Raw genomic sequence first — 22,886 nt, 5'->3', positions numbered from 1 at the left:
TCCACGGCCCGGCTGGTAATCTGGAACCCCTCTCATCCGGCAGCACCCCCGAGCAGCGAAGCGAGTTCCCATGTCCCACGGCGCCACCACCGACGGCCAGGCGGCCGCCGCGCCGACCGGCGGCAAGGACCAGCCCGCGGGCAGGGAACAGCGGGTGACCAAGCAGCGGCTCGCCGTCAGCGCCGCGCTGGACGAACTCGCCGACTTCGTCAGCACCCAGGAACTGCACCGCATCCTGCAGGAACGCGGCACCTCCGTCTCCCTCGCCACCTCCTACCGGATTTTGCAGTCACTCGCCGACGAGGGCCTGGTGGACGTGCTGCGGAACGCCGACGGCGAGGTGGTCTACCGCCGCTGCGCCGTCACCGGACACCACCACCACCTGCTCTGCCGGAACTGCGGCAAGGCCGTGGAGGTCGAGGCGCCCGCCGTCGAGGCGTGGGCCGCCCGGATCGCCGCCGAACACGGCTTCACGGCCGTCGAGCACACGGTCGAGATCTTCGGTCTGTGCCCGGAGTGCACAGCCCTGCAGGCCAACAGCTAGCCCGTCCCCGTAGTCACGGCGAACCGGACTTGGCCGCGCGGGTTGGTGATCACCAGCTCTGCCGAATCCAGCTGGTAGACCGACGGTTCCCCGCAGAAGTCCCTTAACCAGGCGCGCTTGTCCGCATCCAGGCAATTCCCCACACCATCGGCCATCCCGGCTGGATCCGGGACGATGCCGAACCCGTCCACCTCCATCGGAACGGTCAGGTCCCCGCACGCGGTACCGAGCACCGCCGTCGTTCCTGCCCGCCGGTCGAAGCGCAGCTGCACTGGTGTGGCGGTGAGCCAGTACAGGTTCCGGCCGCGGGCCTGGGCCCACGACGAGCTGAACGTCCGGCAGCTCAGGCTGTCGGCGCCATAGGGAGCGCCGGGGGCGGTGCCGCGACCGGTGGTTGCGGTGGGACAGCTCGACGGCTCGGCTGACGTCCCGGGCTGCGGGGTACTCGGAGTGGACCGGGGCCGGTTGGCGGGATCGATGATCTTCGCTTCCCCAGTCGGGGGATTCCTGGGCTCCCCGATCGCGAGGGACCAGCGGTCGCCGGTCCACGAGATGGCGAACCGGACGACGGGCTGCTGTCCATCGCGCCAGGCAGTGACATTCGACGTAGAGGGGAACTCGCTCCGGACGCCCAGGTGCCAGGTGCCCGGGCCCCAGCCGCGGGTGGCATCCACGAGTTGTTGGGCTTCCGGGCCGGCGTTGGTCATGGCGGGTCCGACGAGGGCGGCGACGTCGTCGGAATTGCCGCCGATGGCCGCCTCCATGACGCTGCGGGCGAAGGGTTCGCGGGCGGCAGGATCCGGCGGGTGCGACGTGGCCCCGAGACCGCACGACGTCACCGCCAATACCAGCGCGGCGACAACCGCCGCCGCAGCAACGCGAAAAATTCCGCGGAAGTCTCCGCGCACCACACCCTGATCCCCCATGCGAGCACCCTACGTCACGACTGCCCGGAAAGCGCCGATTCCGACTACGCGGCCACGGGACTGGTCCGGCCGTTGAGGCCGCGCCGTGCGCGGACGCCGCCGATGACGCGGCAGACCACGTAGATCAGGAAGGACAGCGTGGTCACGTACGGGCTGATGGGAAGCCGGCCGCCCAGCGCCAGCAGGATCCCGCCGACCGTGGCGGACACGGCGAAGACCACGCTCAGCAGCACCACCAGGCGCGGCGAGGATGTTACCCGCAGGGCCGCGGCCGCCGGAGTGATCAGCAGCGCCAGCACCAGCAGCGCCCCCACGATCTGGATGGACAGAGCCACGCTGACGCCCAGCAGCACCATGAACCCCAGGGCCAGCCCGCGCACCGGGACACCGCGGGCGGCGGCCACCTTGGGGTCGACGCTGGCGAAGGTGAGCGGCCGCCAGATGGCCAAGAGCGCGAGCATCACCACGACGGCGGCGCCGGCGAGGACCTGCAGCTGGACCGTTCCCACCGAGACGATCTGCCCGGTGAGGAGGCCGAACTTGTTCGCGGCGCGGCCCTCGTACAGGGAGAGGAACAGGATGCCCAGGCCCAGGCCGAAGGGCATGAGCACGCCGATGGTCGAGTTCTTGTCCCGCGCCCGGACCCCCATCACGCCGAGGATCAGGGCCGCCACCACGGACCCGGCGAGCGAGCCGGCCACCACGTCTGCGCCAATCAGCAGCGCGAAGGCGGCACCGGCGAAGGAGAGCTCCGAGATGCCGTGCACGGCAAAGGCGAGGTCCCGCTTCATCACGAACGTTCCCACCAAGCCGCCCAGCAGGCCGAGGACCGCCCCGGCCCAGAGCGAGTTCTGCACCAGGGCCAGCAGCTCGCCGTAGTTCTCGAAGTTGAAGATGGCGTGCAGTACGGCGTCGAAGTCCACTTAACCCACCTCTCCGGCCACGGCGTGCGCGTCCTCGTGGTGGTGGGTGGTGGCGGCCGGCAGGCCCACCACAATCAGCCGGCCGTTGGCGCGGATCACCTCGACGTGGCTGCCGTAGAGGTCGGAGAGCACCTCGGTGGTCATCACTTCCTCGGGGGTTCCCACCCGGAAGCGGCCGCCGGCCAGGTAGAGCACCCGGTCCACATAGTCCATAATCGGGTTGATTTCGTGGGTCACGAACACCACGGCGCTGTTCTGCTCGTGGCATTGCCGGTTGATCAGGGAGCTGACCGCCTGCTGGTGGTTTAGGTCCAGGGACAGCAGCGGCTCGTCGCAGAGCAGCACGCCCGGATCCGTGGCGAGGGCCTGTGCCACCCGCAGCCGCTGCTGCTCGCCGCCGGAGAGCTGGCCGACGGGCACCTTGGCGTAGTCCTGCGCGCCGACCTCGGCCAGCAGCTCATCGATCCGGCGGTTGACCTTGCCGCCGCCGAGGCGGATGCCCCAGCGGTGGCCGTCGACGCCGAGGCCCACCAGGTCGCGGGCCCGCAGCGGGGTGTCCGGGTCGAAGGACTCCTGCTGGGGCACGTAGCCGATCCGACGGTTCCCGCGGGCAATCGGCTGCCTGTCGAGGGTGCCGGTGCCGGCGCTCAGTTCCTGCAGGCCCAGCAGCACCTTGAGGAAACTCGTCTTACCGCTGCCGTTGGGCCCCAGGACGGCGAAGAACTCCCCCGGCATGATGTCCAGGTCCAGGTCCTGCCAGAGCACGCGGCTCCCGAACCGCAGGGAGGCGCCACGCAGGCTTACGACGGGTGTCAACTCGGGGATCCTCAATTTCTGTCGGGCCGAACGGCCGCGTCTGATGGGATGATTCTAGGTCCGCTAGCCCCGGCCGAGGGCCTTGGCGAGCGCGTCGATGTTGCCGGACATCCACTGCAGGTACGTTTTGCCCTCGGGCAGGGTCTCGCCGAAGTCCACCACCGGCACGCCGGCCGCGGTGGCGGCGTCCTTGAGCGCGATGGTCTGCGGTCCCTCGGTTTGGGGGTTGTACGCCAGCAGGCGGATGGAACCGGACTTCACGAGGTCGACGGCGGAGCGCAGGACGGCCGGGGGCACGTCGGCGCCGTCCTCGATCGCCGCGGTGTACTCCTCCGGCGTCCGGTTCTGCAGGCCGGCAGCTTCGAGCAGGTAGAGCGGCACGGGCTCGGTCACGGCGACGCCGGCGTTCCCGTCGGCGGCCTTCAGCGCGGCCAGCCGCGTGTCGAGGCCGGAGAGGTCCTTCTTCAGGGCCGCCGCGCTGGCCTTGAAGGTGTCCGCGGAGGAGGGTTCCAGGGCCGCCAGCTTGTCGGCCAGGGCGTCGGCGAAGGTGCTCATGCCGGACATGCTGTACCAGACGTGCTCGTTGAAGGACGCGGTGTCCCCGGTCTTGAGGCCCGAGGCGTCGGAGGCGTTCAGGAGGTTCTTCTCCCCCAGGCCGGCGTCCCCGGCCAGCTTGTGCAGGAAGTCGTCGTAGCCGCCGCCGTTTTCGACCACCAGCTCGGCCTTCGAGACGGTCAGCTTGTCCTGGGTGGTGGCCTCATAGGAGTGCGGGTCCTGGCTGGTGCGGTTGATGATCGAGGTGACGCGCACCTTGTCCCCGCCCACGGAGCGGACCAAGTCCCCGTACACGCTGGTGGAGGCGACGACGTCGACCACTCCGTCGCCGGCACCCGCACGGTCCGCGGTTGGACCCGGGCCGCAGGCGGTCAGCAGCAGGCTGCTGATGCCTGCCAGGAGAAGGACAGTGGCGGAACGGCGCACGGGAAGCCTCGAATCGTTTATTGAGAAGCGTTAGCAATAGAACGAGTCTAACCCTAAATGGGAATCATTCCTATTTAGGGTCAGACCCGCCGCGCTGCTACTCCTGTCCGAGCCTCCGGTAGCCGGTGGCCTGGGTGGCGTCCCGGATCTCGCCGACGAGCAGTTCGATCACATCCTCGAGGAACAGCACACCCTGCGTGTGCCCGTCCGCGCCGATGACGCGGGCCAGGTGCGAACCCGTGCGCTGCATGACGGACATGGCCTTCTCGATCTCGTCCCCCACGGCCAGGTTCGCGAGGGACCGGATCCGGCTCTCCGCGATCGGGTGATGGTAGCGGGACTCCGGGATGGAGAGCACGTCCTTGATGTGCAGGTAGCCGGAGAGCATTCCCTCGTCATCCAGCATCGGGAAGCGGGAGAACCCGGTCCGGCTCACGGCCTTCTCGAACTCCTCGGGCGTGGTGGCGTCCTTGAGCATCACCAGCCGCTCCAGCGGCACCATGACCTCCGCCGCGGTGTGCTCGGAGAATTCCAGCGCACCGGTGATCAGCCCGGCGTCGTCCACCACCAGCCCGTGCCGGGTGGATTCCTGGACGATCGACTGGACCTCCTCCAGGGTGAAGGAGGAGCTCACCTCGTCCTTGGGCTCGATCCGCATGAGCTTCAGGATGTGGTTGGCGGACCAGTTCAGCGCCACGATCGCCGGCTTCACTCCGCGGGCGATCAGCATCAGCGGCGGCGCCAGCAGCAGGGCCGCCTTGTCCGCCACGGAGACGGAGATGTTCTTGGGAACCATCTCGCCGAAGGTCACGTGCAGGAACGTCACCGCCAGCAGTGCGATGGCGAAGGCGACGACGTCGGCCATCTCCACCGGGATGCCCACGCCCTCCAGCGGTACCGCCAGGAGGTGGTGGATGGCCGGCTCGGCCACCTGCAGGATCAGCAGGGAGCAGACCGTGATGCCCAGCTGCGCGCAGGCCAGCATGAGGGAGACGTTCTCCATGGCCCGCAGCGTGGTCTGGGCACGCTTGGACCCGGCCTCGGCGAGCGGTTCGATCTGGCTGCGCCGGGCCGACATGATGGCGAATTCCGCCGCGACGAAGAAGGCGTTGCCGAGCAGCAGCACGGCCAGCCACAGGATTCCTGCCCAGTCGCTCATGCGGCACCGGCCTTCCCGGCGTCGATGCGCCCGTTGTCCGGGCCGCCGCCGTGCTCAGGCGGTGCAGGCTTGAAGCAGATCCGGTCGATCCGGCGTCCGTCCATGCGCGTGACGCTGAGGGTGCCGCCGACGACGTCGACCGTGTCACCCACCGAAGCGATCCGGCCCAGCTGGCTCATGACGTAGCCGCCCACTGTTTCGTAGGTTGACTCGTCCGGGACGGTGAGTCCGGGAATCTGCTCGGAGAGTTCGTCCGGGCGCAGCAGTCCGGGGAAGTACCAGTCGCCGGAGGCGCTTTGCAGCAGGCCGGGGCGGACCTTGTCGTGCTCGTCGGCCACCTCGCCCACGATTTCCTCGACGAGGTCCTCGAGCGTGGCGATGCCGGCGGTTCCACCATATTCGTCCAGCACGACGGCCAGTTGGAGGTTGCCCTCGCGCAGTTCGGCCAGCAGCCCGTCCAGGTGGATGGTCTCCGGCACCCGGAGGACCTCGGTCATGATGGCTCCGGCCTCGAGGTTGGCGCGGCGGTCCGCCGGGACGGCGATCGCCTTCTTGATGTGCACCACGCCGCGGATGTCGTCGGAGGATTCACCGATCACCGGGAACCGGGAGTATCCGGTGCGCTTGGCGGCCTCGACAATGTCGGAGACCGGCTGGTGGCTGTCGATGGTTTCGACCCGGATGCGCGGGGTCATCACGTCGGCCGCAGTGCGTCCGGAGAAGTTCAGCGTCCGCGACACGAAGTTCGCGGTTCCCTCGTCCAGGGTGCCCATGGCGGCGGAGCGGCGGACCAGCGAGGCGAGCTCGGCCGGCGTCCGGGCCCCGGAGATTTCCTCCTTGGCCTCCAGGCCGAAGAGGTGCAGGACCTTGTTGGAGAAGCCGTTGAGCAGCACGATGGCCGGCTTGAAGATGGCGGTGAACACCAGCTGCGGCCGGGCGAGAGCCTTGCCTACCTGGAAGGACAGCGCGATGGCCGCGTTCTTGGGCACCAGTTCGCCGATCAGCATCGAGAGCAGGGTCGCCAGGATCATCGCCACGATCAGGGACACCGACGTCGCGGCGGCCTCCGCCAGGCCGAGGGCCGCGAGCGGGCCCTCCAGCAGGCGGCCCACCGAGGGCTCCATGACGTAGCCGGTCAGCAGGGTGGTCAGCGTGATGCCCAGCTGGCAGCTGGAGAGCTGGGTGGAGAGGGACTTCAGGCATTTGAGCAACGGCGCGGCCGCCGTGTCGCCGTTGTCCACGGCGCGTTGCACCGTTGCCTGGTCGAGCGCGACCAGGGAGAACTCGACAGCCACGAAGAAGCCGGTGCCGAGGATGAGCAGGAAACCTGCTCCAAGCAGGAGCCACTCCATTTAGCGGCCCGCTTCGCGGGGCTGAAGGAGGGACCGGGGGAAACGTCCCGGCGGAGGATGGTCAGCGGACGCCGACCCTGTTTCCTGGAAGACACTCCGGCCGGCGAAGGATGCGTGCCGGGCGGCGGGAGTGTGATGGGCGCGTGAACGGGGTTTGCCGGCTCTATGGGTGGACTGGGCGGGAACGGCGTGCGTTCCGCGCTGACAGCCCCCAGGCCGGCACCTAGATTTACTGTCCATAAGACCTTCAGTCTACAGGAGCACCGTTCCCCGCCACCGGGGTGTTTCCCGCCGCCCGGATACGAGAAAGCCGGTCCGCTACCAGCTCTGCGGGACCGGGCGGCCTTCCTCGTACCCGGCGGCGGACTGCAGGCCCACCACCGCCCGCTCGCGGAAGGCGGCCAGGTCCGTGGCGCCGGCGTAGGTCATGGAGCTGCGCAGGCCGGCGGTGATCATGTCCAGCAGGTCCTCCACCCCCGGGCGTGCCGCGTCCAGGTACATCCGCGAGGTGGAGATGCCCTCCTCGAAAAGCGCCTTGCGGTCTTTGTCGAAGGCGCCCTCGCGCTGGTTGCGGTTCTGCACCGCACGCGCCGAGGCCATGCCGAAGCTTTCCTTGTACTGCCGGCCGTTAGCGTCCAGCTGCAGGTCACCCGGACTCTCGTGGGTGCCGGCGAACCAGGAACCGATCATCACCTGGCTGGCGCCGGCGGCCAGGGCCAGGGCAACGTCGCGCGGGTAGCGGATGCCGCCGTCGGCCCAGACGCGGCCGCCCGCGTCCCGGGCAGCCGCGGAGCATTCGAGGACGGCGGAGAACTGCGGGCGCCCGACGGCGGTCATCATGCGGGTGGTGCACATGGCACCGGGACCGACACCCACCTTCACGATGTCCGCGCCGGCGGCGATCAGTTCGCGCGTCGCCTCGGCGGTGACCACATTGCCGGCCACGACCGGGACGCCCGGGTTGAGGCCCTTGACCGCGGCCAGGGCGTCAAACATCTTCTGCTGGTGGCCGTGGGCGGTGTCCAGGACCAGGACATCGACGCCGGCGGCGAGCAGTTCGGCGGCACGGCCGGCGACGTCCCCGTTGATGCCGACGGCGGCGGCCACCTTGAGGGCTCCCCCGGCGTCCAGCGACGGACGGTACAGCGTGGAACGCAGCGCGCCCTTGCGGGTCAGGACACCGGCCAGGACGCCGTCCCGCTGGACCGGGGCGAAGTCCGTGCCCGCGGCATCCATCGCCTCGAACGCCCGGCGCAGCGCCTGGCCTGAATCGTGCCCGGCGGCGTCAAGGTCGGCGGCGTCGAACACCAGCGGCTGGTGGCGCATCACGGAACCCAGCGACGCGAAGCGGTCCTGGCCCTCGAAGTCCGCGGCGCGGACCACCCCTGCGACAGCACCGGCGTCGTCCACCACGACGGCGGCGCCGTGCGGACGCTTCCCGATCAGGTGCAGGGCGTCGATCACGGTGTCCGTAGTGCTCAGCCGCACCGGGGTCTCGAAGACCGCGTGCCGGGACTTGACCCAGGAAGCGACATCCCGCAGCACCTCCAGCGGGACGTCCTGCGGCAGCACGGCCAGGCCGCCGCGGCGGGCCATGGTCTCGGCCATCCGCTTTCCGGTCACGGCCGTCATGTTGGCCACCACCAGCGGAATCGTCGAGCCGGTGCCGTCGTCCGCGGCGAGATCGACATCCAGCCGGGACGTCACCTCCGACCGGGACGGGACCAGGAAGAGGTCCGAGTAGGTCAGGTCGGTGCTGGGCTCACTGAGGAAACGCACGGTTGCTCCTTGCCGGAAAAGGGGTTCTCCGAACGATTCTAGGCGAGCCCTGCGACACTCCGGCGGCCGCCCCGAACCCGCTACTCCCGGCCCGCTACGGCCCGGCAATGATTTGAGTCACGCTTATTGGCGGATTCGCGCGGGTCGTCACTAGACTGGCAAAGGTCTGGGTTCACTGGACGCGGAGAACTGGTTCGATTGACGTGCTGCGGCACCGTGGAAACCAGCGGGAATCAAACTCATGGAAGAGGCGTATTTCAAGTGCCAGAGCAGCCAAGCCACCGTCTACCCGAGGAATTTGGCGGAAACGAGTGGCTCGTTGACGAACTGTACGAGCGGTACCAGCAGGACAAGAACACGGTAGACGCCAAATGGTGGCCCCTGTTCGAGTCCTTCGAAGCCAGCGACGGTTCCTCGACCAACGGCGCGACGGCTCCGGCCGCAGCCCACCCCATCACCCGCGAACTCCCTGTCGTGGCGCCCGCCGCCCCGGCCCAGGCAGCCCCCGCCGCCCCGGCCCCCGCGGCTCCTGCCGCCCCGGCCGCCGCACCCGCCGCTGCAGCTCCGGCCCCCGCCGCCCCGAAGGCTCCGGCCACCGTGGCCCGCGACGGCGCGAAGACCGCAGAGCCCGGCGCCGGCACCCAGCCCATCCCGGCCCAGCTCCCCAAGAACGTCAAGGCACCGACCGCCCCCGAGGAAGACGTCGTCTCCGTCCTCCGCGGCCCGGCGAAGGCCATCGCCGCCAACATGGTCACCAGCCTCGAGATTCCCACCGCCACCAGCGTCCGCGCCATCCCGGCCAAGCTGCTGATCGACAACCGCGTCGTGATCAACTCCAACCTGGCCCGCGCCCGCGGCGGCAAGGTTTCCTTCACCCACCTGATCGGCTACGCCGTCATCCGGGCCCTCGCCCAGTTCCCCTCCATGAACGTCTACTACGACGTCGTCGACGGCAAGCCCTCCGCGGTGCAGCCGGCGCACGTGAACTTCGGCATCGCGATCGACATGCCCAAGCCGGACGGCACCCGCCTGCTCATGGTCCCGAACATCAAGAAGGCGGAGACGCTCAACTTCTCCGAGTTCTGGCACACCTACGAGGACCTGATCAAGCGCGCCCGCAACGGCAAGCTGACCGCCGACGACCACGCCGGCACCACGGTCTCGCTGACCAACCCGGGCGGCATCGGCACCGTGCACTCGGTCCCCCGCCTCTCCAAGGGCCAGGCCGCCATCATCGGCGTCGGCGCGCTCGACTACCCGGCCGAGTTCCAGGGCGCCAGCGAGAAGATCATCGCCCAGAACGCCATCAGCAAGGTCCTGACCCTGACCTCCACCTATGACCACCGCGTCATCCAGGGTGCCGGCAGCGGCGAGTTCCTCAAGCTGGTGCACCAGCTGCTCCTCGGCGCGCAGGGCTTCTACGACGAGATCTTCGAATCCCTCCGCATCCCCTACGAGCCCGTGCGCTGGAGCCCGGACCTGCAGGTGGACCCGGCCGACGAGATCAACAAGGTCGCCCGGATCCAGCAGCTGATCCACTCCTACCGCGTCCGCGGCCACCTGATGGCGGACACCGACCCGCTCGAGTACGTCCAGCGCAAGCACCCGGACCTCGACGTCCTGACCTACGGCCTGACCCTCTGGGACCTGGACCGCGAGTGGCCCACCGGCGGCTTCGGCGGCAAGCCGATGCTGAAGTTCCGCGACATCCTGGGCGTGCTCCGCGACGCCTACTGCCGCACCACCGGCATCGAGTACATGCACATCCAGGACCCGGCCGAGCGCAAGTGGTTCCAGGACCAGCTGGAGCACCCGTACTCCAAGCCGAGCCGCGATGAGCAGCTCCGCATCGTCTCGCGGCTCAACGCCGCCGAGGCATTCGAGACCTTCCTGCAGACCAAGTTCGTCGGCCAGAAGCGCTTCTCCCTTGAGGGCGGCGAGTCGCTGATCCCGCTGCTGGACGCCATCATCTCCGACGCCGCCGACGACGGCCTCGACGAGGTTGCGATCGGTATGGCCCACCGCGGCCGCCTGAACGTGCTGACCAACATCGCCGGCAAGACCTACGCCCAGGTCTTCCGCGAGTTCGAAGGCACCCAGGATCCCCGCTCCGTGCAGGGCTCCGGCGACGTGAAGTACCACCTCGGCACCGAGGGCACTTTCACCTCCGACAACGGCAAGCAGACCAAGGTCTACCTCGCGGCCAACCCCTCGCACCTCGAGGCCGTCGACTCCGTGCTCGAGGGCATCGTCCGCGCCAAGCAGGACCGCCTCGACCAGGGCGAGACCTTCCCCGTGCTGCCGATCATGGTGCACGGCGACGCGGCCTTCGCCGGCCAGGGCGTCGTCGCGGAAACCCTGAACCTCTCCCAGCTGCGCGGCTACCGTACCGGCGGCACCATCCATGTGGTGGTCAACAACCAGGTCGGCTTCACCACCGCGCCGTCGTCCTCGCGGTCGTCCACGTACTCCACCGACGTCGCCAAGATGATCCAGGCGCCGGTGTTCCACGTGAACGGTGACGACCCGGAGGCCGTGGTCCGCATCGGCCAGCTGGCCTACGAGTTCCGCCAGCGGTTCCACAAGGACGTCGTTATCGACATGGTCTGCTACCGCCGTCGCGGCCACAACGAGGGCGACGACCCCTCGATGACCCAGCCGCTGATGTACAACCTCATCGAGGCCAAGCGCTCGGTCCGCAAGCTCTACACCGAGTCCCTGATCGGCCGCGGCGACATCACCGAGGAAGAAGCGGAGCAGCTGCTGCGCGACTACCAGGAACGCCTGGAGCGGGTCTTCGCCGAGACCCACGCCGCGCAGACCTCGCCGATCCCCGTCATCACCGCGGACACCGGCGCCGTCTCCGACCTGGAGCTCCCTTCGGCCCAGCAGTCCGACACCGGCTCCGGCGCACCCGAGTCCACCGCGATCTCCGCGGAGACTCTGGCCCGGATCGGCAAGGCCCACATCGAATACCCAGAGGGCTTTACCGTCCACGCCAAGCTCAAGCAGCTGCTGGAGAAGCGTGAAGTGATGTCCCGTGAAGGCGGCATCGACTGGGGCTTCGGCGAACTGGCCGCCTTCGGCTCGCTGACCATGGAGGGCGTCCCGGTCCGGCTCGCCGGCCAAGACTCCCGCCGCGGCACCTTCGTGCAGCGCCACGCCGTCTTCCACGACCGCGCCAACGGCGACGAGTGGACCCCGCTGGCCAACCTCACCGAGGACCAGGCCAAGCTCTGGATCTACGACTCCCTGCTCTCCGAGTACGCGGCCATGGGCTTCGAATACGGCTACTCGGTGGAGCGCCCCGACGCGCTCGTGCTCTGGGAGGCCCAGTTCGGCGACTTCGTCAACGGGGCTCAGACCATCATCGACGAGTTCATCTCCTCGGCCGAGCAGAAGTGGGGCCAGCGGTCCTCGCTGGTGCTGATGCTCCCGCACGGCTACGAGGGCCAGGGCCCGGACCACTCCTCGGCCCGGATCGAGCGCTTCCTGCAGCTCTGCGCCGAAGAGAACATGATCGTGGCCAACCCCACGACCCCTGCCTCGCACTTCCACCTGCTGCGCCGCCAGGCCTACAGCCGTCCGCGGAAGCCGCTGATCATCTTCACCCCGAAGCAGCTGCTGCGCCTCAAGGCGGCGGCCTCCTCGGTGGAGGACTTCACCTCGGGCGCCTTCCGCCCGGTCATCCCGGAACACGAGCAGCTGCAGGCTGACGCCGTCGAGCGCGTGCTGCTGGTCTCCGGCCGGCTCTACTACGACCTGCTGTCCACGCGGCAGAAGACCGGGGACACCACGACGGCGATCGTCCGCGTCGAGCAGCTCTACCCGCTGCCCGCCGAGGAGATCGCGGCCGAACTGGCCAAGTACCCGAACGCCGAGGTTGTCTGGGCCCAGGACGAGCCCGCCAACCAGGGTCCGTGGCCGTTCATCGGCCTGAACCTGCCGGACGCCCTCGACCGCCGCGTGCGACTCGTCTCCCGCCCCGCCTCCGCCTCCACGGCGGCCGGGTCGATGAAGCGCCACGCAGCCGAGCAGGACACCTTGCTCAAGCAGGCATTCGCACGTAAGTAGTACCGGGCTGCCCGGCCGGAAGTGGAACACCACGAACCGGCCGGGCAGCGTCGTTTAAACCAGCAGCCGGGTCCGTGGGCAGCGTCCCGGGACGGGGCGCAGGGAGTGAAGAGGTAGACGTGGAAGATCGTAAGCTGCGGATCGCAGCCGTGGGAGATGAACTGCTGGCCGGCATGGGCGATCCCCGCGCACTGGGCTGGCTGGGCCGGGTCCTGGCGCGCACGCCGCAGGACGGCCTCAGCCTTGAGAGCTACCCCCTACCCTGCCCCCAGGAGGGCACCGAGGGCCTGGCCGAGCGCTGGCTGGAGGAGGCCGGCCGCCGCTTCTCCCCGCAGAGCGAGAACCGCCTCGTCATTGGCCTCTCCGGACGCGACATCGAATTCGGCCTCTCCACCGCCCGCAGCCGGCTCAACCTCGCCAACATCCTGGACTCGGCCTCGCAGAACAAGATCGAAGTCTTCGTCGTGGGGCCGCCGCCCACCCTCGACCCGGCCCAGAACCGCCGGCTCGGCGAACTGAACACCGCCTTCGCCGACGTCACCACCCGCCGCAAGCACCTCTATGTGGACACCTTCTCCCCGCTGCTCAACCACGACCAGTGGCGCCAGGATTTAGCCGCGAACGGCGGGACCCCGGGGCAGGCCGGCTACGGCCTGATGGCCTGGCTGGTGCTGCACCGCGGCTGGTTCCAGTGGCTGGGCATGTCCACGCCGGAATAGAACGCGATATATCTTGACCCTGCCCTCCGGCGGCGGTAGCGTGGAGCCATCAACGCGATATATCGCATCCTGCAGCCGAAGAGGAACCATGGAAGAGAACTCATGGACCGTGACCGGTCCCCGGACCATCGACGTCGACGGCGTCCGCTCGCTCAAGCTCGGCATCGTCCGGGGCCGCTTCGACATCGTCAGCCATGACGAGGATGTGGCCCGGATCGAAGTCTCCACGATCGACGGCGACCCGCTGGCCATCACCCTGACCGACGGCCGGCTGGAGATCCGGCACCAGCTGCACGGACCGCAGGGCTGGTTCAAGAACCTCATGGGCACGGTCAACAACAACTCCAGCAACTCGGTGGTCATCAGCATCGCCCTGCCCGCCGGCGTCGACGTCGAGGCGGGCACGGTCAGCGGCGACGGCATGGTCTCCGGGCTGACCGGCCACACCCGGCTCAACACCGTCTCCGGCTCCGTCCTGGCCGACGGCACCGAGGGCGAACTCGGGGTCAACACGGTCAGCGGCGAGGTCATCGCCCGCAACCACCGCGGGGTCCTGACAGCCAAGAGCGTCTCCGGCGAGGTCACCGCCTCCGGCGACTTCAGCAACATTCGCGCCAACACCGTCAGCGGCGACCTCAACTTCGACCTCTTCGGCTTCACCCAGGACTTCGGCGCCAACTCCGTCTCCGGCGACGTCACGGTCCGGCTCCCCCACGACGTCGGCGTGGACATCATCGCCAAGTCCGCCAGCGGCGCCGTCGTCATCGACGACCAGCAGTACACCCAGCCCGGTGGCAGCGTGCAGACCATCGCCGGCCCGGACGCGAAGCTGATGCTGGTGCGGACCAACTCGGTCTCCGGGAAGACCGCACTCTTCCACCGTCAGCCGGAACCGGGCAGCGAAGCGGGCCTCTGATGCCGCCCGTCTTCGCGCACGGCGCGCTCCGGCTCTACCTGCTGGCCCTGCTCGAGTCGGGTCCCAAGCATGGCTACGAGCTGATCAAGGCCCTCAGTGACCGCTTTGGCGGCACCTACTCCCCCAGCGCCGGGACGATCTATCCCCGGCTTGGCAAGCTCGAGGAGGAGGGGCTGGTGGCCACCAGCACCGAGGGCCGGCGCACGAATTACAGCATCACCGACGCGGGCCGGGTGGAGCTGGACCGACGGCGGGACGAACTCGCCGCGGTGGAAAGTGACATCTCCGCCTCCGTCCGGCGCCTGGCTGACAAGCTGCGTGAGGACATCCGGAGCAACATGCAGGGCTTGCGGGCGGACCTGGCCGCGACCGCCGAAGCCGCCCGCGGCGCGGCCCGGGCCGGCGCGGCGGCGCGCTACTCGCGGGAGGGTGACCTCCGGCTGCGCGAGGCCGAGATGCTGGTGCAGTCCTTCCGCGACGACATCCGGGTGGAACTGCGGCGGCACGCGGGGCAGGAACCGGTCAGCCCGGTGACCCTGGAGACCGTCCGAACCGTCCTGGACCAAGCCCGGATCTCCATCCGGAACTCCCTGGCCGGGTGACCGTCCGACCCTGGCGGCAACGCCCGTCCGGTTCGCGGCGGCCCCGCCAATGTGGGAGACTTGAGGGCAGCTCTTTTGAGTACCAAAAATTAAGGAGGCCAGCTATGAGCAAGCGTGCACGTAAACGTCGTGACCGTAAGCGTGGCGGCGCGAACCACGGTAAGCGCCCCAACACCTAAGCCACGGCTTGGATAGACAGCTTTAAAGCCGAAGACCCCGGAAACCATCTGGTTCCGGGGTCTTCTGCTGTCTCGGCCGGCCGTCGTGGCCGGTGGCCGGATCAGGCGTCGGCCGGCTTGTACGAATGGATGCGGTCGAGGATGGAGTTCTTGAGGTTCTCCGGGGCCGCCTCGGAGCAGGATCGCTTCACCATGACCCGGATGACACACTCCAGGTCATACTGCTCGTGGCATTCCGGGCACCCGTCGAGGTGGTCCTTGATCTCTGCAATGTCGTCGTGCGTCAGGGCGCCGTCGAGATACTCGTAGATGCGCTGCATCCGGGTGTCGTCGCAGTCGCCCAGTCCCTGGCAGTCGCTCATTTCCTGTTCTCCTGATTGTTGCCTTCGGCCGCGGCGGTCTCGCCTGCGGCCCTGAAACCCCGTTCGGCCGCATAGTCGGCCAGCATGTCCCGCAACATGCGCCGGCCGCGGTGCAGCCGGGACATGACGGTCCCGATCGGGGTGTTCATGATGTCTGAAATTTCCTTGTACGCGAAGCCCTCGACGTCGGCGAAGTACACCGCCAGACGGAACTCCTCCGGAATGGACTGCAGCGCCCTCTTCACGTCGGAGTCGGGCAGGTGGTCCAGTGCCTCCGCCTCTGCCGACCGCAGCCCCGTGGAGGTGTGCGATTCGGCGCGGGCCAGTTGCCAGTCCTCGATGGTGTCCGAGTTCGACTGCAGCGGCTCGCGCTGACGCTTGCGGTACAGGTTGATGTACGTGTTCGTCAGGATGCGGTACAGCCAGGCCTTGAGGTTGGTTCCCGGCTTGTACTGGTGGAAGGCGGAGAAGGCCTTGGTGTAGGCCTCCTGCACCAGGTCCTCAGCGTCCGCGGGGTTCCGGGCCATCCGCATCGCCGCCGAATACAGCTGGTCGACGTACTGCATGGCGTCACGTTCGAAGCGGATGCGCCGCTCCTCCGTGCTTTCGACGTCGGTGTCCAGCGGCGTGCCGCTGCCGTCCACCGCGACGGTTTCGCTGGCGGCGCGCTCAGCCGCAACGTCCTCGACGGCGGTCTCCCGGTCCGACGGGGTGGCGGCGGCTTCGTTCCCGGCTGCCTGGTGCTTGGCCGCGACGGCCGGATCCATGGTGCTCATTGCCTTCAAGTCTACTGTCACCGCGGGCCTGCCACCGGTTTTGGTGGTTCCCGGCGGACCCGCGAAGGCACGGGCCCAAGGGTTGGCGACGTCCGTGTCGGTCCGTTCCGTGGTCTGAACCAGAGTCAAACTTCCACCTCTCCTCGCTTTTTGCGGCACTACCTGCACAACCTCCGTAAACAGGCAAATATTCCGCAAAAGTGCAAGACTAGAACCGGTTCCCCGCAGAACACCCGCGGTTCATCCACCCAGGAGGAAATTCATGTCGCCAGTCCGGTTCTTCGCCCGTCCCATGCTCGCCTCCAGTTTCGTGCTCGCAGGCATGGATAAGTTGCGGAACGCGGACGATACGGCCACCCAGCTGTCCCCCCTGCTGAGCCGCGCGGCCGACGCCCTCCCCTTCCAGACCTCCGAGAAGACCCTGGCCCGCGTGATCGGGGGCGCCCAGGTGGGCGCCGGCGCCTGCTTCGCCCTGGGCAAGTTCGCCCGCCTGTCCGCGACGGTCCTGGGCGTCATCTCCGCCCTCAACGCGTACGTCGAGTGGCGCTCCGCCGATATCTCATCCAAGGAAGGACGCGAGAACCGGCGCAAGCAGCTGCTCAAGAACATCACCCTGACCGGCGGCGTGCTTCTGGCCTCGGTCGACACCAACGGCAAGCCGAGCCTGGCCTGGCGCGCCGAGCACCTCGCCGCCGACGCCCGCCGCTCCACCGCCCACCTCGCCGCCGACGCGCGCAAGAGCACCGGCAAGAAGCTGAAGAAGGCCGACAAGGCGGTCCGCAAGGCCGTGGACAACGCCGTCGGAGCCTAAAGCGTCGATGACTGGTACTGCCCCCGCCGCAGCTGAATCCGTGCCCGCCGGCGGCGGCCCACACTGGCCCGCGCCCTACGCCGGCCACCCCGTCGATGCCACCGTCACGGTCCCGGGCTCCAAGTCCCTCACCAACCGCTACCTGGTGCTCGCCGCCCTCGCCGACGGCCCGTCCCGGCTGCGGGCGCCGCTGCATTCGCGTGACTCGGCCCTGATGATCGCGGCCCTGCGCCGGCTCGGGGCCACCATCACGGAGGTTCCCGGCGACGGCGCGTTCGGCCCCGACCTCGAAGTGCTGCCCGCCCCCGCCGGGGCGTCGAGCGCCCCGGCCGACATCGACTGCGGCTTGGCCGGCACCGTGATGCGGTTCGTGCCGCCGCTGGCCGCGCTGCGGCAGGGCCGGACGGTGTTCGACGGCGATCCGCACGCCCGGTTTCGGCCGATGGGCACCATCATCGATGCCCTCACCGGCCTCGGCGTCGACGTCGCCGCGCCCGACGGCGGCCCCGCGACGGCCCTCCCCTTCGCCGTCGAGGGCACCGGCCAGGTCCGGGGCGGCCACCTGGTGATCGATGCCAGCGCGTCCTCACAGTTCGTCTCCGCCCTGCTGCTGGCGGGTGCCCGCTTCACCGAGGGCCTTCACCTGGAGCACCGCAGCGCCGCCAACCCCGGCCAGCCCGTCCCCAGCCTGGACCACATCGCGATGACCGTCGCCACGCTCCGGGAGCTCGGCGTCACCGTCGACGACTCCCGCCCCAACCACTGGATCGTCTCCCCCGGCCCCATCCGCGCCTTCGACCGCAGGATCGAGCAGGACCTCTCCAACGCGGGACCGTTCCTCGCCGCGGCCCTCGCCACCCGCGGAACCGTCCGCATCCCCGACTGGCCCGTGGGCACCACGCAGGTCGGCGACCTCTGGCGCGGCATCCTCGCCGCGATGGGCGCGACCGTCAGCCTCGAGGGCGGCACCCTGACCGTCACCGGCGGCCGGTCCATTAGCGGCGGCACCTTCGCCGACACCAGCGAACTCGCCCCCACGGTCGCCGCGCTCTGCGCCCTGGCGGACGGCCCCTCCACCCTGACCGGCATCGCGCACCTGCGCGGCCACGAAACGGACCGGCTCGCCGCACTCGTCACCGAGATCAACCGGCTGGGCGGCGACGCGGAGGAAACCGCCGACGGCCTCGTCATCCGGCCCGCGCCGCTCCACGGCGGGGTGGTCCGCAGCTACGCCGACCATCGGATGGCCACCGCCGGCGCCATCCTGGGCCTCGCCGTCCCCGGCGTCGAGGTCGAGGACATCGCCACCACGGCCAAGACCATGCCGGACTTCCCGCAGCTCTGGGCCGCCATGCTCATCCCGGCCGACGGCACCGGTACAGACGAGACCCGTGCAGACAAGGACGCCGCCGGTGGCCCGCAGCACTGACTCCTGGGACGAATCCGACGTCAGGATCCGCCCCAACAAGAAGGGCTCCCGGCCGCGCACCAAGGACCGGCCCAGCCACGACGACGCCGTGACCGGCCGGATCATCACGGTGGACCGCGGCCGCTACACCGCCGTCGTCGCCGAGGGCACCGATACCGAGCGCACCGTGATCGCCGCGCGTGCCCGCGAACTGCGCCGCAACCCGGTGGTGGCCGGTGACTTCGTCTCCCTGGTCGGCAATGTCAGCGGCGAACCGGACACTCTCGCCCGGCTGGTGAAGATCCAGGACCGGCGCACCCTGCTGCGCCGCAGCGCCGACGACACCGATCCGATCGAGCGGGCCGTGGTGGCCAACGCCGACCAGCTGGTGGTCGTCGTGGCCGCCGCCAACCCGGAGCCGCGCACCGGCTTCATCGACCGCGCGCTGGTGGCCGCCTACGACGCCGGGATTGAGCCGCTGCTGCTGATCACCAAGGCCGACATCAAGGACCCGGCAGAGCTGCTGGCGAACTACCGCCACCTCGACCTGCCCGTCATCATCTCCAAGACCGCCGACGCCTCCGCCTCCGGCATCGACGCCCGCTCCGACGACGGCCTCTCCGCCCGGCTGGACGGCCCCGCCGTCGCCGAACTGCACGGCCACCTCGACGGCAGGGTCACCGTCATGCTCGGCCACTCCGGCGTCGGCAAGTCCACCATGGTCAACGCCCTCACGGGGGCGGAGCGCGCCACCGGCGGCGTCAACGCCGTCACGGGCCGCGGCCGCCACACCTCCTCCTCCGCCCTGGCGCTAAAGGTCACGGACGCCCCGGCCGGCAGCTGGATCATCGACACCCCCGGCATCAGGTCCTTCGGGCTGGCCCACGTGGACCCGGACCGCATCCTGCGGTCCTTCCCCGACCTGGCCCCCGGCACCGAGGACTGCGAACGCGGCTGCAAGCACGACGCCACCGCCGTCAACTGCGGCGTGGACGCGTGGGTGCAGGCGGGCCACGCGGGACCCTCCGGCCCGGCCCGGCTGGCCTCGCTGCGCCGGCTGCTGGGCACTGACCCGCGGCAGGAAGCCCAGGAAACCAAGGAACTGGGCACCGTCTCCTGACCGTACGTCACTCCTTCGCCCCGCGGTTGATCAGGCCGTCCGGGACGTGGCCTCCCCGGCCGGGGCGCGTTTAGACGGTAGTTTGGAAGCATGAGCCAACCCGCGTCGAGCTACAACGATGACCTGCGCCTTGCCCACGTCCTGGCGGACTCGGTCGATTCCCAGACCATGAGCCGCTTCAAGGCCCTTGACCTCAAAATCGAGACGAAGCCGGACCTGACGCCGGTCACCGACGCCGACAAGGCCGCCGAGGAAGCCATCCGCGGCCAGCTCTCCCGCTCCCGCCCCCGCGACGCCGTCCTGGGCGAGGAGTTCGGCAGCTCGGGCCACGGCTCCCGCCGCTGGATCATCGACCCGATCGACGGCACCAAGAACTTCGTGCGCGGCGTCCCGGTCTGGGCCACCCTCATCGCTTTGGTGGACGAGGGCGAACCGGTGGTCGGCGTCGTCAGCGCCCCCGCCCTCGGCAAGCGCTGGTGGGCCGCCAAGGGCGCCGGCGCCTACACGGGCCGCTCGCTGGCCGCCGCCACCCGGCTGCGGGTCTCCAACGTCTCGGACCTCTCGGATGCCTCCCTCTCCTACTCCAGCCTCGGCGGCTGGAAGCAGCGCGGCAACCTGGACGAATTCCTGGGCCTGACCGAGGAGGTCTGGCGCACCCGCGCCTACGGCGACTTCTGGTCCTACTGCCTGGTGGCCGAGGGCGCCGTCGACATCGCCTGCGAGCCGGAGCTGAACCTCTACGACATGGCCGCACTGGTCCCGATCGTCACCGAGGCCGGCGGCCGGTTCACCTCCCTCGAGGGCGAGGACGGCCCGTTCGGCGGCAACGCCCTGGCCACGAACTCGATCCTGCACTCCGAGGTCCTCAAGCGGCTCAACCCGAACCTGGACGACCTGCTCTAGAGCTGCGCCTTTTCTGGGGGCCCGTTCCGCGTAACACAGCGCTTCACATTGCCGCGCCCCTTTCCGGGGCGCGGCACTTCTGTCCTAGGCTCGAAACAGGTCACGAGTGCCAGCGCTAAACCCCGGTTTGCTGGCCGGCAACCCTCCTTTCGCGGCGGGGTGCCCCGGGTGACGACCTGGCCGGTCCGGAGCGGACCCGGCAAGCGCGGATCCCCTGCACGCGGGGTCCTTTTCGAGCGAGGTCCCATGTCGACTGCCATTTTTTCATCCCCAGCATCCATCCCCACGGCTGCATCCGCTGCCCGCACCCCGCTGGCCGCCGTGACCGGCGCCGAGATCCAAGCGCCGCTGATCCAGGGCGGCCACGTCCGCTACGCCAATCTGGACTACGGCGCCTCGGCCCCCGCCCTGTCCGTGGTCTCTGCCTACCTCAACGAGATCCTGCCCTACTACGCCAGCGTCCACCGCGGTGCCGGCTACGCCTCCCAGCTGAGCACCTCGGTGTACGAGAACGCGCGGACCATCGTGCGGGACTTCGTCGGCGGCCGGCCCGACGACGCGGTCATCTTCACCCGGAACACCACCGATTCTCTGAACCTCCTGGCCGGGTGCCTGCCCACCGCCGGCGGCCGGCACCTGGGCGAGGTCCTGTACCTGGACATCGAGCACCACGCGAACCTGCTGCCGTGGCAGGGCGTTCCGCACCGCAGCGTCGTCGCCGCGCCCACCCTGGCCGGGACGCTGGCGCGGCTCCGGGCGGAGCTGGCCGCGGGCGGCATCAGCCTGCTCGCGGTCACGGGCGCGTCGAATGTCACCGGCGAGATCCTGCCCGTCCGGGAGCTGGCGGCGCTGGCGCACGAGCACGGGGCCCGGATCGTCGTCGACGCCGCGCAGCTGGCCCCGCACCGCCGGATCGACGTCGCGGCCGACGGCATCGACTATGTTGCCTTCTCGGGGCACAAGCTCTACGCACCGTTCGGCGCGGGCGTCCTGGTGGGGCGGCCGGACTGGCTCGATGCCGGAACGCCGCACCTGGCCGGCGGCGGCGCCGTCCGCGACGCCCGGCTGGACGCCGTCAGCTGGACCACCGGACCGGCCCGGCACGAGGGCGGCTCCCCCAACGTCCTCGGCGCGGCCGCCCTGGCCCGCGCCACCCAGGCGGTCGCCGCCCTGGACGAGGCATCCTGGCACGGCCACGAGGATGCCATCCGGTCCTTCCTTGCCGACGGCCTGCGGGAGATCGACGGCGTGAGCGTGCACCACATCTTCGAGGAGACCGACCGCGGGGAGGGCTGCGGCACCATCGGCGTCGTAAACTTCTCGGTCGCGGGGTACGACGCCGGACTCGTCGCCGCGTACCTGTCCGCCGAGCACGGGATCGGCGTGCGGGACGGCCGGTTCTGCGCGCATCCGCTGCTCAGGCGGTTGGGCCTGCCCGCCGGGTCGCTGCGGGCCAGCTTCGGCCTGGGCTCCCGGCTCGAGGACGCCGAGCGGCTGCTGGCCGCGCTGCGGACGCTGCGGCGCGACGGCCTGGGCTGGGACTACGTGGTGGATGCCGGGCGCTGGGTACCGGCGAACGACACCCGCAGCTACCCGCACTGGGCGCCCAACACCCCCGGCACCGCCGGGGCTGCCCCCTGCACCCTCGACGGCCCCGAATAGCCGGTTTGCGGTAGATTCGACGGGTATCTTCCCGAGCTGCCGAAGGAGAGTTCACGTGGCAGGCGGCGGCCCCAAACTGCATCAGACCCGGCGGAAGGAGCTCGGAGCGAGCTTCCAGGACGGCGGGGAACACTATGACCGGGTGCGGCCCGGCTATCCCGCCGACTCCGCCGACTGGCTCATCCCCGCCGGAGCCCGGGACGCGGCCGACGTCGGGGCGGGCACCGGAAAGTTTACCGCCCTCCTCGTGGCCCGCGGCCTGGCCACGGCCGCCGTCGACCCGTCGGCGGACATGCTGGACCAGTTGCGCGCAGTCCTCCCGGGCGTCCCGGCCACGGTGGGGACCGCCGAACACACCGGGCTCCCGGCGTCGGCGTTCGACCTGGTGACGGTGGCGCAGGCCTGGCACTGGTGCGAGCCGCTGCAGGCCAGCACCGAGACCGCCCGCATCCTGCGGCCGCACGGGGTGCTCGGGCTGATCTGGAACCAGCTGGACACCTCCGTACCGTGGGTGCACCGGCTCTCCCGGATCATGCACGCTGGGGACGTCCACAAACCCTCGTTCCGCCCACCGGTCGGGCCCGAGTTCACCGGGCTGGAGAGCCACCTGACCCGGTGGGAGGACCCGGTGACGCCGGAGGAGATCCTGGAGCTGGCCAAGTCCCGCAGCTACTTCCTGCGGGCCGGGGAGGCCACCCGGGCCAAGGTGCTGGCCAACCTCCAGTGGTACCTGTACGAGCACCTCGGTCACGGTCCCGGCGAGACGCTGGCCCTCCCCTACCTCACCCAAAGCTGGCGCGCGGTGAAGGTCTGAGCCTATGATTTCGGTATGCCTAACATTTTTGTTCAGGCTTACGGAAATCATTGGACCCAC

21 protein-coding genes and 1 riboswitch are annotated in these 22,886 nt (G+C 69.6%); of the genes, 12 read left to right on the top strand and 9 right to left on the bottom strand.

Features of this window, described 5'->3' with window-relative positions:
* Positions 1–70: 70 nt before the first annotated feature.
* Positions 71–544, top strand: a complete 474-nt coding sequence (locus ABC337_RS14130) for a Fur family transcriptional regulator (protein WP_412883434.1) — start codon at positions 71–73, stop codon at positions 542–544.
* Here the strand turns inward: ABC337_RS14130 and ABC337_RS14125 are convergent.
* The 7 genes from ABC337_RS14125 to guaB1 all read right to left on the bottom strand — a co-directional run bounded on the left by ABC337_RS14125 (position 541) and on the right by guaB1 (position 8,480).
* Entirely contained in the window at positions 541–1,470 is a 930-nt protein-coding gene (locus ABC337_RS14125; RefSeq protein WP_412883435.1) for a hypothetical protein, read from the bottom strand. The genes ABC337_RS14130 and ABC337_RS14125 overlap by 4 nt on opposite strands.
* Before the next feature lie 44 nt (positions 1,471–1,514).
* Positions 1,515–2,393, bottom strand: a complete 879-nt coding sequence (locus tag ABC337_RS14120; protein ID WP_412883436.1) for a metal ABC transporter permease — start codon at positions 2,391–2,393, stop codon at positions 1,515–1,517.
* Positions 2,394–3,209 (bottom strand): metal ABC transporter ATP-binding protein, encoded by an 816-nt coding sequence (locus ABC337_RS14115; protein WP_412883437.1) that lies wholly within the window; start codon positions 3,207–3,209, stop codon positions 2,394–2,396. It lies immediately after the preceding gene.
* Between the two features lie 63 nt (positions 3,210–3,272).
* Positions 3,273–4,190: a metal ABC transporter solute-binding protein, Zn/Mn family gene (locus ABC337_RS14110; RefSeq protein WP_412883438.1), complete on the bottom strand. Its 918-nt coding sequence runs from the start codon at positions 4,188–4,190 to the stop codon at positions 3,273–3,275.
* A 97-nt stretch (positions 4,191–4,287) separates the two neighbouring features.
* Entirely contained in the window at positions 4,288–5,349 is a 1,062-nt protein-coding gene (locus ABC337_RS14105; RefSeq protein WP_290257357.1) for a hemolysin family protein, read from the bottom strand.
* Positions 5,346–6,701 carry a hemolysin family protein gene (locus tag ABC337_RS14100; protein ID WP_412883439.1) on the bottom strand — a complete coding sequence of 452 codons (1,356 nt, stop codon included), beginning with the start codon at positions 6,699–6,701 and terminating at the stop codon, positions 5,346–5,348. Before ABC337_RS14100 ends, ABC337_RS14105 begins: the two co-directional genes overlap by 4 nt.
* Positions 6,702–7,019: 318 nt before the next feature.
* Positions 7,020–8,480 (bottom strand): GMP reductase, encoded by a 1,461-nt coding sequence (gene guaB1 / locus ABC337_RS14095; protein ID WP_412883440.1) that lies wholly within the window; start codon positions 8,478–8,480, stop codon positions 7,020–7,022.
* 261 nt (positions 8,481–8,741) lie between these two features.
* Here guaB1 and ABC337_RS14090 point away from each other — a divergent pair, with 261 nt between their 5' ends.
* The 5 genes from ABC337_RS14090 to ABC337_RS14070 all read left to right on the top strand — a co-directional run bounded on the left by ABC337_RS14090 (position 8,742) and on the right by ABC337_RS14070 (position 14,970).
* Positions 8,742–12,554 carry a multifunctional oxoglutarate decarboxylase/oxoglutarate dehydrogenase thiamine pyrophosphate-binding subunit/dihydrolipoyllysine-residue succinyltransferase subunit gene (locus ABC337_RS14090; RefSeq protein WP_412883441.1) on the top strand — a complete coding sequence of 1,271 codons (3,813 nt, stop codon included), beginning with the start codon at positions 8,742–8,744 and terminating at the stop codon, positions 12,552–12,554.
* Between the two features lie 119 nt (positions 12,555–12,673).
* A complete protein-coding gene (locus tag ABC337_RS14085) occupies positions 12,674–13,273 on the top strand; it encodes a GDSL-type esterase/lipase family protein (RefSeq protein WP_412883442.1) in 600 nt (199 codons plus the stop codon).
* An 88-nt stretch (positions 13,274–13,361) separates the two neighbouring features.
* Positions 13,362–14,189: a DUF4097 family beta strand repeat-containing protein gene (locus ABC337_RS14080; protein WP_412883443.1), complete on the top strand. Its 828-nt coding sequence runs from the start codon at positions 13,362–13,364 to the stop codon at positions 14,187–14,189.
* Entirely contained in the window at positions 14,189–14,791 is a 603-nt protein-coding gene (locus tag ABC337_RS14075) for a PadR family transcriptional regulator (protein ID WP_412883444.1), read from the top strand. Before ABC337_RS14080 ends, ABC337_RS14075 begins: the two co-directional genes overlap by 1 nt.
* Before the next feature lie 104 nt (positions 14,792–14,895).
* Complete coding sequence (locus tag ABC337_RS14070) at positions 14,896–14,970, top strand: 50S ribosomal protein bL37 (RefSeq protein ID WP_369299106.1); 75 nt, start codon at positions 14,896–14,898, stop codon at positions 14,968–14,970.
* Positions 14,971–15,071: 101 nt separating this feature from the next.
* On the opposite strand, the gene rsrA is transcribed toward ABC337_RS14070, so the two are convergent.
* Both rsrA and ABC337_RS14060 read right to left on the bottom strand, forming a co-directional pair.
* On the bottom strand, positions 15,072–15,332 hold the full coding sequence (gene rsrA, locus ABC337_RS14065; protein ID WP_412883445.1) for a mycothiol system anti-sigma-R factor: 261 nt from the start codon (positions 15,330–15,332) through the stop codon (positions 15,072–15,074).
* Entirely contained in the window at positions 15,329–16,129 is an 801-nt protein-coding gene (locus tag ABC337_RS14060) for a sigma-70 family RNA polymerase sigma factor (RefSeq protein ID WP_412884914.1), read from the bottom strand. The genes rsrA and ABC337_RS14060 overlap by 4 nt, the downstream gene beginning before the upstream one ends.
* Positions 16,130–16,370: 241 nt before the next feature.
* On the opposite strand from ABC337_RS14060, the gene ABC337_RS14055 reads away from it, so the two are divergent.
* The 6 genes from ABC337_RS14055 (at position 16,371) to ABC337_RS14030 (ending at position 22,826) form a co-directional block, all read left to right on the top strand.
* Positions 16,371–16,919, top strand: a complete 549-nt coding sequence (locus ABC337_RS14055) for a DoxX family protein (protein ID WP_290257349.1) — start codon at positions 16,371–16,373, stop codon at positions 16,917–16,919.
* Between the two features lie 7 nt (positions 16,920–16,926).
* The gene (gene aroA / locus ABC337_RS14050) at positions 16,927–18,348 is read left to right on the top strand and encodes a 3-phosphoshikimate 1-carboxyvinyltransferase (RefSeq protein WP_412883446.1); all 1,422 of its coding nucleotides are present in this window, start codon (positions 16,927–16,929) and stop codon (positions 18,346–18,348) included.
* Positions 18,332–19,447: a ribosome small subunit-dependent GTPase A gene (gene rsgA / locus ABC337_RS14045; protein WP_412883447.1), complete on the top strand. Its 1,116-nt coding sequence runs from the start codon at positions 18,332–18,334 to the stop codon at positions 19,445–19,447. The genes aroA and rsgA overlap by 17 nt, the downstream gene beginning before the upstream one ends.
* A gap of 90 nt (positions 19,448–19,537) precedes the next feature.
* Positions 19,538–20,350 (top strand): histidinol-phosphatase, encoded by an 813-nt coding sequence (gene hisN / locus ABC337_RS14040; protein ID WP_364139048.1) that lies wholly within the window; start codon positions 19,538–19,540, stop codon positions 20,348–20,350.
* Positions 20,351–20,448: 98 nt separating this feature from the next.
* Positions 20,449–20,562, top strand: a riboswitch (SAM riboswitch).
* Between the two features lie 34 nt (positions 20,563–20,596).
* Positions 20,597–22,012, top strand: coding sequence for an aminotransferase class V-fold PLP-dependent enzyme (locus tag ABC337_RS14035; RefSeq protein WP_412883448.1), 1,416 nt, complete (start codon positions 20,597–20,599; stop codon positions 22,010–22,012).
* A 55-nt stretch (positions 22,013–22,067) separates the two neighbouring features.
* On the top strand, positions 22,068–22,826 hold the full coding sequence (locus tag ABC337_RS14030; RefSeq protein ID WP_412883449.1) for a class I SAM-dependent methyltransferase: 759 nt from the start codon (positions 22,068–22,070) through the stop codon (positions 22,824–22,826).
* Positions 22,827–22,886: the final 60 nt, after the last annotated feature.

The sequence above is a fragment of the Arthrobacter phoenicis genome (genome assembly GCF_047238215.1).
GTDB lineage: Bacteria > Actinomycetota > Actinomycetes > Actinomycetales > Micrococcaceae > Arthrobacter.
The sequence above is the reverse complement of the archived record's forward strand: the minus strand, read 5'-3'. Positions and strand labels throughout refer to the sequence as shown.

What these genes read in the sequence shown, in the direction of transcription:
- ABC337_RS14130 (WP_412883434.1), top strand. Translation starts at nt 71, where the DNA reads ATGTCCCACGGCGCCACCACCGACGGCCAGGCGGCCGCCGCGCCGACC.
- ABC337_RS14125 (WP_412883435.1), bottom strand. Translation starts at nt 1,470, where the DNA reads ATGGGGGATCAGGGTGTGGTGCGCGGAGACTTCCGCGGAATTTTTCGC.
- ABC337_RS14105 (WP_290257357.1), bottom strand. Translation starts at nt 5,349, where the DNA reads ATGAGCGACTGGGCAGGAATCCTGTGGCTGGCCGTGCTGCTGCTCGGC.
- ABC337_RS14100 (WP_412883439.1), bottom strand. Translation starts at nt 6,701, where the DNA reads ATGGAGTGGCTCCTGCTTGGAGCAGGTTTCCTGCTCATCCTCGGCACC.
- ABC337_RS14080 (WP_412883443.1), top strand. Translation starts at nt 13,362, where the DNA reads ATGGAAGAGAACTCATGGACCGTGACCGGTCCCCGGACCATCGACGTC.
- ABC337_RS14075 (WP_412883444.1), top strand. Translation starts at nt 14,189, where the DNA reads ATGCCGCCCGTCTTCGCGCACGGCGCGCTCCGGCTCTACCTGCTGGCC.
- rsrA (WP_412883445.1), bottom strand. Translation starts at nt 15,332, where the DNA reads ATGAGCGACTGCCAGGGACTGGGCGACTGCGACGACACCCGGATGCAG.
- ABC337_RS14055 (WP_290257349.1), top strand. Translation starts at nt 16,371, where the DNA reads ATGTCGCCAGTCCGGTTCTTCGCCCGTCCCATGCTCGCCTCCAGTTTC.
- aroA (WP_412883446.1), top strand. Translation starts at nt 16,927, where the DNA reads ATGACTGGTACTGCCCCCGCCGCAGCTGAATCCGTGCCCGCCGGCGGC.
- hisN (WP_364139048.1), top strand. Translation starts at nt 19,538, where the DNA reads ATGAGCCAACCCGCGTCGAGCTACAACGATGACCTGCGCCTTGCCCAC.
- ABC337_RS14035 (WP_412883448.1), top strand. Translation starts at nt 20,597, where the DNA reads ATGTCGACTGCCATTTTTTCATCCCCAGCATCCATCCCCACGGCTGCA.